This window comes from Vibrio sp. 10N.261.51.C6 (assembly GCF_041471785.1).
Lineage (GTDB): Bacteria > Pseudomonadota > Gammaproteobacteria > Enterobacterales > Vibrionaceae > Vibrio > Vibrio crassostreae_C.
Genome location: NZ_JBFRPB010000008.1, coordinates 1 through 13771, shown reverse-complemented (window position 1 = coordinate 13771; position 13771 = coordinate 1). Strand labels below are relative to the sequence as shown.

Here is a 13771-nt window from a genome sequence, read left to right as displayed (position 1 = left end):
CGCTTTTATGCGTGGAATGGTATTGAAGCTGAAGGGATACAAAACTCTACGCTTAACTGATGAATTAGTGGCCAAGGCGACTGCTCATATTGAGTTTTTGTCATCAATTCAGCTTGAGTGAGCAACGCGAACAAAGAGTGTAATTGAGAAATCGAAACTCTTGTTAGCGCGGCGTTATAAAGAGGCTTTTTAGATTGCCAGATACGGTGTTTTTCGAAGACCTGACCAATCGGCATCTGTTTCATTTGTTGCTGCATTTGTAATAGCAGAGCAAGCTCTCGTTGTATGCTACGTAATAAAATGACGGGTTCGACACCTTCAGCTTCTAGCTGACGCAGGATTCGTTGTGCTCGGTTACCTTTGCCTGCCAATAACGCATCACTCCAATGGAATGGAGTAAAATGGTTGTGTCGACTCAGCGATTCTTCTAAGCGTACTAATGTGAGCTTGCCATCTGGGTATTGGAGAGCCAGTTTTTCTAGGCTTTGGGTCAGCGCAAACAGATTACCCTCATGCCATTGCGCCAGCATTTGAATCGCTTCAGGGTCTGGCGTTAAACCGATTTGACGGCAACGCGCTTGGACAAACTGAGGTAACCGACTGACATCTGGCGTTATGCAACTGACCCAGTGACCCTGATTCGAAAGAGCCTTAAACCACTTAGCGCTTTCTTGAGCTTTGGTGAGCTTAGTGCCCACCAAGATTAACAAAATATCACTGTGGATATGCTCGGAGATTGCGAGTAGCTCTTTCGCTATTGCGGCATTGACGCCTGACTCTGGCAGTTCAAGCTCGATGACCTGACGGCTAGAGAATAGGCTCAGTGCTTGAGTGCAGTCGTAGACTTGATTCCAGTCGAGACTGCTATCAATCGCAAAGCGGTGACGTTCTTCAAAGCCTTGCTGTTTTGCAGCCTTTTGAATCGCTTCTCGGCTCTCTTGCAACAGTAGCGGTTCGTTACCAAAAATTAGGTAAACATTACTCAACTGTTTAATAAGTTGCTCTGATAAGCGGTCAGCAAAAATACGCATCAAATAAACCTATTACTCAGCCGAATCGCTAAGTGTTGGTTGTTCTTCTGAAGCTGGTACGATCTCAACATTCTTGATGTTGTATTGCTTTTCGAGTTCTTTCACTTGAACGTGCTCTAGTGCATCTAGGTCCATGCTATCAGCTGCAATGTTCGCTTTTAGTCGAGCCATCTGACGAAGGATTTGGCTTGTTGCCAACTTACGCATCTCATCTTCGATCATGTCTCGTTCAACCGACTTCGCAAGTGCAGTTAGCGGGTTATCTAGGTAACTACGGGTTACGCTGGTTGAGAACGTCTTTGAGCCTAGATCCGGGACAGTTACGCGGTATGAAGCGCGGAATGTCAGTTCTTTCTCTGCTGCACGAGTGTTTTGGTATAGAGACAGAGTTCGCTCACCTACGCTCTCACTAATAATATGCAGGTTAGGTGTATTCTCAGCCGGTAGCACAATTTCTACATCATTCATACGCAGTTGACCTTTCATCATACGTGTAAACGTACTGTATTGGTCGTAACTGGTTACGGAGATCTTGTTGAGTTCTTCTGGTACGGAGTAATCACCACGTAGGTGGAAACCACACGCACTTAATAGGCTGACGGTTAAAACAACAACAGTAACTTTCAATGAAGATAGTGAAATCAGGCGCATTATTTGATGGCTCTCATGAAGGTAGAATACTTATTTAAAGGCTTTAGTTCGTTTGAGTGGTTAGGCTCAAGTCTAAAGCGCTTAAATAAGTAGACAGGGCAATTAGCTACCCTGTCTACAGACTGCTTTTGATGAATTAAGTTCGTTAATTCTTTAGCAATTGCATTGTGCTAACGAAATTAGTTAGCAACGATGTTTAGAAGCTTACCTGGTACGAAGATAACTTTACGGATAGTTAAGCCATCTAGGAACTTCTTAGCGTTCTCATCGTTTAGACCAAGCTCACGAACTTGCTCTTCTGTTGCATCAGCAGCAACGGTTAGTTTCGCACGTAGCTTACCGTTGATCATAACAACGATAGTTTTCTCGTCTTCAACTAGCGCTTTCTCATCGAAAGTTGGCCATGTTGCTGAGTCTACGTTTGATTCACCAAGTGCAATCCACATTTCGTAAGAGATGTGTGGAGTCATTGGGTAAAGCATGCGTACTACCGCTTTTAGCGCTTCGTCAAGGATTGCACGGTCTTGTGCAGATTCTTGAGGTGCTTTCGCCAGCTTGTTCATCAGTTCCATGATTGCAGCGATTGCCGTGTTGAACGTTTGGCGACGGCCAATATCGTCCGTTACTTTCGCGATAGTTTTATGGATATCACGACGAAGTGCTTTTTGGTCGCCAGATAGCGCAGAAGCATCAACAGATTCAGCAGCACCCTTAGAAGAGTGAGCGTGAACCAATTTCCAAACACGTTTAAGGAAGCGGTTAGCCCCTTCAACGCCAGACTCTTGCCACTCAAGCGTCATGTCTGCAGGTGATGCAAACATCATGAATAGACGTACTGTATCAGCGCCGTACTTGTCTACCATCTCTTGTGGGTCGATACCGTTGTTCTTAGACTTAGACATTTTGATCATGCCTGAGTGTTCAACTTCACGACCTTGATCGTCGACTGCTTTTTCGATGCGACCTTTACCGTCACGTTCAACCGTTACGTCAGTCGGTGCAATCCACTCTTTGGTGCCTTTTTCGTTTTCGTGATAGAACGCGTCAGCCAGAACCATGCCTTGACATAGTAGTTGCTTGAACGGTTCATCAGACGTCACGTAGCCAGCATCACGTAGAAGCTTATGGAAGAAACGAGAGTAAAGCAGGTGCATACAAGCGTGCTCGATACCACCAACGTATTGGTCAACTGGTAGCCAGTAGTTTGCTTTCTCTGGGTCTAGAATATCGTCAGCTTGTGGTGAACAGTAACGAGCGTAGTACCAAGAAGACTCCATGAACGTATCGAATGTATCTGTCTCACGTAGAGCAGGTTCGCCGTTGAATGTTGTTTCTGCCCAAGACTTGTCTGCCTTGATTGGGCTGGTCACACCATCCATTACCACGTCTTCTGGAAGAATGACTGGCAGTTGGTCTGCTGGTACTGGGTGAACTTCACCGTCTTCAGTGGTTACCATTGGGATTGGAGCGCCCCAGTAACGTTGACGAGATACACCCCAGTCACGTAGACGGAAGTTTACTGTCTTCTTACCTTTGCCTTCAGCTTCAAGCTTCGCAGCAATTGCATCGAATGCTTCTTGGAACGCAAGACCATCGAATTCACCAGAATCAAACAGTACACCTTTTTCAGTGTAAGCCGCTTCAGACACGTCTAGTTCAGAACCATCTTCAGGTTTGATTACTGGGATGATATCGATGCCGTACTTAGTTGCGAACTCGTAGTCACGTTGATCGTGAGCAGGAACCGCCATTACCGCACCTGTGCCGTAATCCATAAGTACGAAGTTTGCTACGTATACAGGAACAACACGACCGTTAAGAGGGTGGATAGCCGTTAGGCCAGTATCCATACCTTTCTTTTCCATCGTTGCGAGTTCAGCTTCAGCAACTTTAGTGTTACGACACTCTTCAACGAATGCAGCAAGCTCTGGGTTGTTTTGAGATGCTTTCTCTGCAAGAGGGTGACCTGCAGCGATACCAACGTAAGAAACACCCATTAGTGTATCTGGACGTGTTGTGTACACTTCTAATGGTGCTTCTTCGCCGTTAACAGCGAAAGATAGCTCAACACCTTCAGAGCGGCCGATCCAGTTGCGCTGCATGGTCTTAACCATTTCAGGCCAACCTTCAAGGTTGTCTAGATCGTCTAGTAGCTCTTGAGCGTACTCAGTGATTTTAATAAACCACTGTGGAATTTTCTTTTGCTCTACTGGAGTGTCACAACGCCAGCAACAACCGTCTTCTACTTGCTCATTTGCCAGTACTGTTTGGTCGTTTGGACACCAGTTCACTGAAGATGTCTTCTTGTAAACCAGGCCTTTTTCGTAAAGCTTAGTGAAGAACTCTTGTTCCCAACGGTAGTACTCTGGAGTACACGTTGCGAATTCACGGTTCCAGTCGTAACCAAAGCCTAGAAGCTTAAGCTGGTTCTTCATGTACTCAATGTTTTCGTAAGTCCATGGTGCAGGTGCTGTATTGTTTTTAACAGCGGCGTTTTCTGCAGGTAGGCCGAATGCATCCCAACCAATTGGCTGCATTACGTTTTTGCCTTGTAGACGTTGGAAACGAGATACCACATCACCGATGGTGTAGTTACGCACGTGACCCATGTGCAGTCGGCCACTTGGGTAAGGGAACATAGAAAGACAGTAGAATTTTTCTTTGTTTGGGTCTTCACTTACAACGAAAGTCTCGCTGTTATCCCAGTGTTGTTGAACCTTTTGTTCAATCTCTTGCGGGTTATATTGTTCTTGCATCGATGGTATCCGGTTATCTTGGAATTTGTGAGTTCGGTTAGAACAGAATCTTACAGATCGTCATAGAATACCTAAAGGAGCTGAGTACAACAATAGTTATACCCTTCATACTTGCAGTTGCCGCTTAGTAGATTGTGTAATTTTCACTGAATTTCGCAGGGCAACTATACTTAAGAGTATGAATTGCATTTGTTTGTAAGCGGGAGTGCATTGCAGCGCATCCGTTTGCTCACTAAAAGGTTGGTTATCTTAAGGAGGTTGTTATGCCGAAGAAAAAAGCGCTCTATGAAGAAGTCGTCGAAGAGGTGATTGAAACGCTGAAGCATAGCCCTGAAGAGCTCAACAACAAAATCGAAACGTCGGGCAAGTTTGCGAAAGCAGCTAATGATATGACTAAAGATGAGCTTTCATTGATCTCTGCCTACGTGAAGTCGGACTTAAAAGAGTTTTCCGAAAGCTATGAAGAGAGTAAAAGCGGTCCATTCTATTTGATGATTGCGGACTCTATTTGGCAAGGGCTGTTGGATATTACTGATCGTACTAAGGTGGAATGGGTTGAACTGTTCCAAGACTTAGAACACCAAGGCTTGTATCAAGCGGGTGAAGTCATTGGCTTGGGAACCTTAGTATGTGACGAGTGTGGTCACCAAACCGAATATAACCACCCAACCAATATCATTCCATGCATTAAATGTGGTTCTAAAGGGTTTAGTCGTAAAGCCCTTAAACCGTAAGCTTCTGAACCATAGCGTATCAACGCAAAACCACAGCAATGAAAAAGGGTTGACCCGATCAGTCAACCCTCAAATCACTTTTCGTCGAATCTAGCTTTTTGGCTTTCTAATTACCCAACCAATCACCAAGCTGAGCATCGCCCAGATATACAGTGGCCAAGTACCTACTGTGTGATAAGGCGTTTGACCATCCGTTGAAATGAGTTCAGCTTTTAACACTGCCGTTTCAAACTGAGGCACTTGCTTGATTATATTGCCTTTGTAATCAGTAACTGCCGTCACACCGTTGTTGGTCGAGCGAATAACCGGCTTACCAAGCTCCAGAGCACGCATCTGTGCAATTTCCATATGTTGCAGAGGGCCAATCGAACGACCAAACCACGCATCGTTAGAGAGCGTTAAAATAAAGTCAGTCTCGTCGGTTACGTTCTGTCTAACTTGATCATTAAAGATGATCTCATAACACAGTGCCGGCGCTAAGTGACGACCATTTGCCACTATGTTTGGTTGAACAAAGTCGCCACGGCTAAATGATGACATTGGCAAGTTAAAGAAAGGTGCTAATGGACGCAAGATATCTTCAAACGGCACAAACTCACCAAATGGTAACAGGTGGTGTTTATGGTAGCGTTCGTCTGGATCGTAGCTGTACTCACCGTATGGATTCACACCGAGAGAAAGAACACTGTTGTAGTATTTCTTATCTTCAGACTGATTCAGCACACCGGTAATGATCGAACTGTTGTTCATCTTCGCTGCGCTATCCAAGTTACGTAGGAAAGATGGGATCTCAACTTCGAATGCTGGAATAGCCGCTTCAGGCCAGATGATGATATCCGCTCCCCAGTTTTCTCTGCTTAGGTCGGTGTACTTCATCATGGTTGGCCAGCGATGACTCGGTAGCCATTTACTGTCTTGATCGACGTTGCCTTGTATCAAGACGACTGACGTGGTTTTTTCAGGGTTCGGCGTGACCCAGTCGATGTTGCGAATACCAAAGCCTGCACTAAATACGACGGCGGGAATGAGAGCGATGCTCCAAGCCCGGTTAACAATCGCATAAGTGAATGCAGAGGCTGAAACAATGATCGCTAAAGTTACTAGCTCTACGCCGCCAATCGGTGCAAATGAACCCAATGGCGAATCGATTTGGCTGTAGCCTAACCAAAGCCAAGGGAAGCCCGTCATTACCCAGCCACGCAGCCAATCACAGACTAGCCAGAATGCAGGAGCTGCAAGGAAAAAGCGGCTTAGGTTATTGGCAGGGAAGAATTTATTCAAACCCCAGGTAAATAGCCCTGAATAAACGGCTAGGTAGCCAACAAGCAATGCCATCAAAAATAGGTTGGCTGCCAGTGGCATGCCGCCAAAACCATCAATGCTGACGTATACCCAGCTGATACCTGTGGTGAATTGACCTAAACCCCATGCGTAGCCAATCCAAAGCGCACTTTTAGGAGAGCGGTTGTGGATCAGTAACAGCAACAAAGCTGGGCTGAGAATAGCAAGAGGCCATATAGAGTATGGAGCGAATGAAAGGGTGGTTATAGCGCCAACAAAAACGGCCGCAAGCGGCCGTAATAGGCGATGAATAAAGGTATTAGTCATCTAATTTCTGTCATCTCTTTAGAGAGAAGTTGTTATTCTTCGATAGTCGGAAGAGGCTGTTCGTCAGGAATGGTTACCTGTAGCTGAATCACACGACGGTTATCTGCTGATGTTATTTTGAAATGGTAGTTTTCGATTTCTACAATTTCGCCACGAACCGGCAGGTGGCCGAGTGCTGTCATAACCATGCCGCCTACCGTATCCACTTCGTCGTCACTAAAGGCAGTGTTAAACGTATCGTTGAACTCTTCAATAGTGGTTAAAGCTTTTACAGAGAAGGTATGCTTACTCAGCTTACGAATATCTAGCTCTTCTTCATCGTCGAACTCGTCTTCAATTTCACCAACGATTTCTTCGAGGATATCTTCAATGGTTACCAGGCCAGAAACTCCACCAAACTCATCGACAACGATAGACATGTGGTAACGCTCTTCTTGGAACTCCTTAAGCAGGCGATCAACTCGCTTACTTTCAGGAACAACCACGACAGGGCGAATCACTTGTTCGATATCAAATGGAGCACTTTCTGAACCCAAATACTTAAGTAGGTCCTTCGCTAATAGAATGCCTTCAACATGGTCTTTATCTTCACTGATCACTGGGTAGCGAGAGTGTTGAGCATCAGTAATGAGCGCAATCAATGTATCTAGATCATCTGTGCGTTCAACTGTAACCATTTGAGAGCGAGGCAGCATGATATCGCGTACTCGCATCTCTGAAATTTCCATAACACCCTCGAGCATGTCGCGTGTGTCGTGGTCAATTAGGTCATTAATTTCTGAGTCGCGGATTACATCTACGAGCTCTTGGCGATCTTTTACTTCACCTTGAAATAGTTGGCCTAGGCGTTCAAAGAAGGACTTTCTACTCGGACCTTCAGATTTTTTACTTCCCTCAGAAGTGGGGGGGTTACCTTCGTTCATGATTTCTCAAAAAATAACGCTATCAGAAGTGTGATAGCACACGTTACAACTCAGATTCCTGTGAAAATCACAGGTTCGATGAGTTATTGTTTCTCTGCAACCTACTTTACTAGAATCAATTTACTTTTCTAGAATGTAAGGGTCTTCAAACCCCATAGATTGCATGATTTCTGTCTCGAGTGACTCCATCTCTTCAGCTTCATCATCTTCGATATGATCATAACCTAGCAGATGCAGACTGCCATGTACAACCATATGAGCCCAGTGTGCTAGCAGAGGCTTACTTTGCTCTTCTGCTTCTTTTTCGACAACTTGGCGGCAGATAATGAGGTCGCCCAGTAGATCTAACTCGATCCCTGGAGGAGCCTCGAATGGAAAAGACAACACGTTAGTTGGCTTATCTTTGCCACGATATTCATGATTGAGCTGGTGGCTTTCTTGTGTATCAACGATACGAACCGTCAACTCAGCGTTCTCTTGAAACTGAGGAATTGTCTTGTCCAACCAAAGCTGAATATCTTGCTCAGTTGGAAGACCTTGCTCATTTTCGACCGCTAATTGCAGGTCTAGTTCAATAGACATCTATTTATCACCTTGTTCTGCAATTACAGAGCTATTTTGTGTTGCTAATTGTGTCGTAACTACCTGCTGAGCCTCAAGAAGTTTGGCTTCACGCTCTTCACGTTTACGCTTTTCAAACTCTTTGCGCTCTTTCTGGTCTTTTGCTTCCCACTTCTCGTATGCGTTGACGATACGAGCAACTACAGGGTGACGAACGACGTCTTCAGACATGAAGAAGTTAAAGCTAATGTCGTCGACTTCATTGAGCACTTCAGTCGCATGGCGTAAGCCTGATTTTGCACCACGAGGTAAATCGATTTGCGTAATATCACCTGTGATCACAGCGCGTGAGTTAAAACCGATACGGGTTAAGAACATCTTCATCTGTTCTACCGTGGTGTTTTGGCTCTCATCAAGAATGATAAACGCATCATTCAATGTACGACCACGCATGTAAGCCAGTGGTGCAACTTCAATTACGTTACGTTCAATCAGCTTCTCAACTCGCTCAAAGCCAAGCATCTCAAACAGCGCATCGTAAAGTGGACGTAAATATGGGTCTACTTTTTGGCTTAAATCACCCGGTAGGAAACCAAGCTTCTCACCGGCTTCAACAGCAGGGCGCGTCAATAGAATGCGACGAATCTCTTGGCGTTCAAGTGCATCAACTGCTGCAGCAACGGCTAAGTAGGTTTTACCTGTACCTGCTGGCCCAATACCAAAGGTGATGTCATGAGTCACCATGTTCATTAGGTACTGTGCTTGGTTTGGCGTTCGAGGTTTGATGACGCCTTTTTTAGTCTTAATGGTCACTTCTTTGCCGTAGTCAATTTCAGACTCGACGTGTTGCTCCAAAATGCCTGATTCGGTGATCGCCAGATGTATTTGCTCTGGTTCGATATCGATTATGTTGCCTTTAACTGGAGCCGTTTCAACATAGAGGTGTTTGATGATGTCTAAAGCTGCGGCTGTAGTGTGAGGCTTACCAACAATGGTGAAAAAGTTGCTACGGTAATTAATCTCAACGCCCAGACGACGCTCAAGATGCTTGATGTTGTCGTCAAATGGTCCGCATAAACTTGCCAAGCGCTTGTTGTCTGCTGGTTCTAGATTTATCTCTAAGGTAACGATTTTATTGCTCAAATTAGCCTCTCATTTTGTGCCACTCACTCTTAAATAAAACAAAGAGCAAAAAGCCCGATTTAGACCGGGCTTCTGATGGTGATATCCCTATTTCTAAGATGGTCACTTAGTTAGGTAATTTCAAGCTTTGTGTTTGCGCTTTGTGCTCAAACAGTTGTATTGCCTACGGCGTAAATGTCGCTACACCTAGCTCGTCTTCACGTTTTGTTTTTTCCATCATTTCTGCTGGAGTCATAACAACGCGTAGACCCATGTCTTTTTCTGTGCGAACTAGCTCACCACGTAGTGAGTTGGTGTAAACCTCAGTGATCTTCACATCTACGAACTGGCCGATTAGGTCTGCAGAACCTTCGAAGTTCACAACACGGCTGTTTTCTGTACGGCCGCGAAGTTCCATTAGGTTCTTTCTTGATGGACCTTCAACAAGGATACGTTGCTCTGTGCCTAGCATTAGACGAGAGAAGCGCATAGCTTGTGTGTTTACCGTTTGTTGCAGTTCGTACAGACGATCTTTCTTCTCTTGTGCTGGTACATCACATGGGTAATCTGCCGCTGGCGTACCTGGACGTGGAGAGAAAACAAAGCTGAAGCTCATATCGAAATCAACGTCTTTAATTAGCTTCATTGTATCTTCGAAGTCTTGCTTAGACTCACCAGGGAAACCAACAATAAAGTCAGAGCTGATTTGAATGTCAGGGCGAGCTTTACGCAGTTTACGGATAATAGATTTGTACTCGATAGCCGTATGTGGGCGCTTCATCATCGTAAGAATACGGTCACTACCACTTTGTACTGGTAGGTGAAGGAAGCTCACTAGCTCTGGTGTGTCTTTGTAAACTTCAATGATGTCGTCACCAAACTCAAGCGGGTGGCTTGTTGTGAAACGAATACGGTCGATACCGTCGATAGAAGCAACAAGACGAAGCAGTTCTGCGAATGAACAGATATCGCCTTCGTGTGTTGGACCGCGGTATGCGTTTACGTTTTGACCTAGCAGGTTAACTTCACGTACGCCTTGCTCTGCAAGTTGAGCAACTTCGAAAAGTACATCATCCATTGGACGGCTAACTTCTTCGCCACGTGTGTATGGTACAACGCAGTAAGTACAGTATTTAGAACAACCTTCCATGATAGAAACGAACGCCGTCGCGCCTTCAGCTTTTGGCTCTGGCAGGTTATCGAACTTTTCGATCTCTGGGAAAGAGATATCCATTACTGGCTTTTCGTTAGACAGTGATGATTTAATCATCTCTGGCAAACGGTGTAATGTTTGTGGGCCAAAGATAACGTCTACGTAAGGTGCACGTTGACGAATGTGATCACCTTCTTGAGTCGCTACACAGCCACCCACACCGATCACCACACCTTCTTTTTTATCTTTAAGCGTTTTCCAACGACCAAGCTGGTGGAATACTTTTTCTTGCGCTTTTTCGCGGATAGAACAAGTATTCAATAGTAGTACGTCTGCTTCCTCAGGTACTTCAGTTAGCTCATAGCCATTTGCAGCGTTAAGCAGGTCGGCCATTTTTGATGAATCATATTCATTCATCTGACAGCCCCAAGTTTTAATTAGCAGTTTCTTACTCATTATATGTTCGCTCGATCGTTAGTTTAATTTAAGGGAGCAAATCGCCCATTATTCATCCGCTAGCCCCGTTTGTCATAATTCGGTATTCAATTTTATGACAGGCTCTAGCGGCAAGCGGCGTATTGTACTGGTTTCAAAACCGACTGACTAGTAGTCTGAACAAATCTCTTATGTAGTGGTTTTTATTATCGTTAACGCCATATGCCATAAGGGATAACCCTTTTTTCGAATAAGGTTTTTGGTTACAAGTTAGTTATGAAAAAGTACAATCAAAAACAGTCAAAGAATCAAACTGATAAGTACGAAATATGAACAGTTACGATATTGTAGTAGTCGGTGGCGGCATGGTTGGCGCAGCAACAGCAATCGGTTTTGCAAAGCAAGGTCTGAGTGTTGCGGTGATCGAAGGTTTTGCCCCACAAGCTTTTGATGAATCGCAAGCGATGGACATTCGTGTGTCAGCGATTTCTCAAGCATCGGTCGATTTGCTTGAAAATCTTGGTGCATGGCAAAGTATTGCAGCAATGCGAGTGTGTTCTTATAAACGTTTAGAGACGTGGGAGCACCCAGAGTGTCGTACTCGATTTGATGCTGCCTCACTAGACCTTCCTCGTTTGGGCTATATCGTTGAGAACAGACTCATTCAATTAGGTTTATGGTCTCAATTTGATGCCTACGACAATCTCGAACTGTTATGCCCAGAAAAGCTCGATGTGATTGAGTTTGGTGAAATCAATATCGTAAAGCTTCAATCAGGGGCTGAGTTGTCTGCGAAGTGGGTGGTTGGTGCTGATGGTGCGAATTCAGCCGTTCGCCAACAAGCTGGAATTGGCATCACGGCTTGGGATTATCGACAACACTGTATGCTTATCAATGTAGAAACAGAACAACCTCAGCAAGATATTACTTGGCAGCAATTTCTACCAAGTGGCCCTCGTTCATTTTTGCCTTTGTGTTCTCTAACCTCTGACGGTCAAGAAGTCGGGCTGGGCTCGTTAGTTTGGTATGATTCTCCACTGCGTATTAAGCAACTGTCAGCAATGGCCCCTGAAAAACTACGTAACGAAGTACTTACTCACTTTCCTAAAGAGTTAGGTGATATCAAAGTCTTGAATTCGGGTTCTTTTCCTCTGACACGACGTCATGCTCAATCATACTCGAAGAATAACTGTATTTTGGTCGGAGACTCTGCGCATACCATCAACCCTTTGGCTGGGCAGGGTGTTAACTTAGGCTTCAAAGATGTATCAGTACTGCTGGATGTCACCAAAGAAAAGGGTGAATTGAACCAGTCTGTAGCAAGACGCTACGAGGTGATGAGAAGAGGTGACAACCTAGTGATGCAAAGCGGTATGGATTTCTTCTATAAGACATTCAGCAACGACATTGGTCCACTTAAGTTTGTGCGTAATGCTGCACTCAAGCTAGCAGAGAACTCAGGGCCGATTAAAGCTCAAGTGTTGAAGTATGCCCTGGGCCTTTAATTGAGTATTACAGACACTTTATAAAGAGAAGGAGGGCGAATGCTCTCCTTTTTTGTATCAGATGACTACTATCGCTGTTGCGTCACACAAACCGGTGCATCGATCTCTAAAGAGTACCCTGTATAAACCAAAGACCCATCTTCATTATCTCGCTTGAATGAGGTGATGTTGTTGGAGTGCTGGTTGGCGGCGATAAGCCATTTCCCATCGTTCGTTATATGGAAGTCTCTTGGGAATTTGCCTTCAGTGTCGTAGTTATCAATGAAAGTCAGCCTTTGAGTCTCAGAGTCGATTTTGAAGCTACTGATTCTTGATTGGTGTCGACATGACACATAAAGGAATTGCTCATCAGGCGATAGCTTAATCGCAGCTGCGGCTTCTCCCTTCTCCATATTAGGCAATGCATCAATCTCTTCCACTACATTCCAAATGCCTAAAACCTTTTCCAAAGTCAGCAACGTTTCAGAGAGTTCACAGACCACATAGGCTCTGTCTTCAGCTTTGTTAAAGATTAAATGGCGAGGTCCATTGCCGGCGGGCACCTTAATAGACTGCATTGGTTCATCAAGGAACTCTTCTTGCTCTTCATCAAAGCAATAGAAGTTGATGCGATCGGTGCCGAGATCGACAGTCACAAACTGTGGTGAGTTTTGTAAGAACAGGCATTGATGGGCGTGTGGGCTAGTTTGTCTCTCTTTGTTTGGCCCGGAACCAACCATCTGGATTGTTTTGAGTCGTTTATCGATGCTGCCGTTGATACTTAAGCTAAAAATATCGAATGTGCCTGATGAGTATTGCGACGTGATAGCAAACTTATTGTGTGGATCTATCGCGACGTGACAAGGGTGATCTCCCGAGATGAGGCTTGTATTGTGTGTTAGCTGTGAATCAACATTAGGTATATGAATGAGCTGGGGCTGTTTTTGCTGGTCCACTTCCGATGCAGTATAGATCCCAGTCTTTGTTACAGTAATAAAAGAGGGGTTAGTACATTTGATGATCAGCTCTAGAGGTAATAGTTTTCCTGTTTCTAGATCTAACTGAGTTTGATAAACACCTTGGCTTTTACTTGGTGTATCTGTGTAGCAACCGATCGTTAAGGGGAGGGGTTTCATAGGCTAGTCATACTCAATTAGAAAATGGAGCTGACATTGTCTTATAAAATCGTATTAAAAGTGAGGTTATAGAAGAGAATACTTGGTGACTTGGCTAGCAGATTTGCATATTCCAGATAAAACAAAACCCAGCTAAAAAGCTGGGTTCTATTTAATGATGGTGCGGTCGGAGAGACT

The 13771-nt window shown here is 44.7% G+C and carries 11 protein-coding genes; 2 read left to right on the top strand and 9 right to left on the bottom strand.

From position 1 onward, the window contains the following. Window positions 1–5: 5 nt before the first annotated feature. The 3 genes from holA to leuS form a co-directional block, all read right to left on the bottom strand. Window positions 6–1031 (bottom strand): DNA polymerase III subunit delta, encoded by a 1026-nt coding sequence (holA, locus tag AB4375_RS01585; RefSeq protein ID WP_372050900.1) that lies wholly within the window; start codon window positions 1029–1031, stop codon window positions 6–8. A gap of 12 nt (window positions 1032–1043) precedes the next feature. Next, window positions 1044–1682, bottom strand: a complete 639-nt coding sequence (gene lptE / locus AB4375_RS01580; protein WP_102333779.1) for an LPS assembly lipoprotein LptE — start codon at window positions 1680–1682, stop codon at window positions 1044–1046. Between the two features lie 179 nt (window positions 1683–1861). Beyond that, the gene (gene leuS / locus AB4375_RS01575) at window positions 1862–4438 is read right to left on the bottom strand and encodes a leucine--tRNA ligase (RefSeq protein WP_372050899.1); all 2577 of its coding nucleotides are present in this window, start codon (window positions 4436–4438) and stop codon (window positions 1862–1864) included. 263 nt (window positions 4439–4701) lie between these two features. On the opposite strand from leuS, the gene AB4375_RS01570 reads away from it, so the two are divergent. Beyond that, a complete protein-coding gene (locus tag AB4375_RS01570) occupies window positions 4702–5172 on the top strand; it encodes a zinc ribbon-containing protein (protein ID WP_017062329.1) in 471 nt (156 codons plus the stop codon). Between the two features lie 90 nt (window positions 5173–5262). Here the strand turns inward: AB4375_RS01570 and lnt are convergent, their stop codons facing one another. From lnt to miaB, 5 genes are all read right to left on the bottom strand, one after another. Then, entirely contained in the window at window positions 5263–6780 is a 1518-nt protein-coding gene (gene lnt, locus AB4375_RS01565; protein WP_017064170.1) for an apolipoprotein N-acyltransferase, read from the bottom strand. A gap of 32 nt (window positions 6781–6812) precedes the next feature. Then, window positions 6813–7703: a CNNM family magnesium/cobalt transport protein CorC gene (gene corC, locus AB4375_RS01560; protein ID WP_012603382.1), complete on the bottom strand. Its 891-nt coding sequence runs from the start codon at window positions 7701–7703 to the stop codon at window positions 6813–6815. Window positions 7704–7823: 120 nt separating this feature from the next. After that, window positions 7824–8285 (bottom strand): rRNA maturation RNase YbeY, encoded by a 462-nt coding sequence (gene ybeY, locus AB4375_RS01555; protein ID WP_012603383.1) that lies wholly within the window; start codon window positions 8283–8285, stop codon window positions 7824–7826. Next, window positions 8286–9407: a PhoH family protein gene (locus AB4375_RS01550; RefSeq protein WP_017062327.1), complete on the bottom strand. Its 1122-nt coding sequence runs from the start codon at window positions 9405–9407 to the stop codon at window positions 8286–8288. 163 nt (window positions 9408–9570) lie between these two features. Continuing rightward, complete coding sequence (gene miaB, locus AB4375_RS01545) at window positions 9571–10995, bottom strand: tRNA (N6-isopentenyl adenosine(37)-C2)-methylthiotransferase MiaB (RefSeq protein ID WP_017062326.1); 1425 nt, start codon at window positions 10993–10995, stop codon at window positions 9571–9573. Window positions 10996–11303: 308 nt separating this feature from the next. Here miaB and AB4375_RS01540 point away from each other — a divergent pair, with 308 nt between their 5' ends. Beyond that, a complete protein-coding gene (locus AB4375_RS01540) occupies window positions 11304–12479 on the top strand; it encodes a 2-octaprenyl-3-methyl-6-methoxy-1,4-benzoquinol hydroxylase (protein ID WP_017062325.1) in 1176 nt (391 codons plus the stop codon). A gap of 68 nt (window positions 12480–12547) precedes the next feature. Here the strand turns inward: AB4375_RS01540 and AB4375_RS01535 are convergent, their stop codons facing one another. Beyond that, window positions 12548–13594, bottom strand: a complete 1047-nt coding sequence (locus AB4375_RS01535; RefSeq protein ID WP_017068501.1) for a lactonase family protein — start codon at window positions 13592–13594, stop codon at window positions 12548–12550. Window positions 13595–13771: the final 177 nt, after the last annotated feature.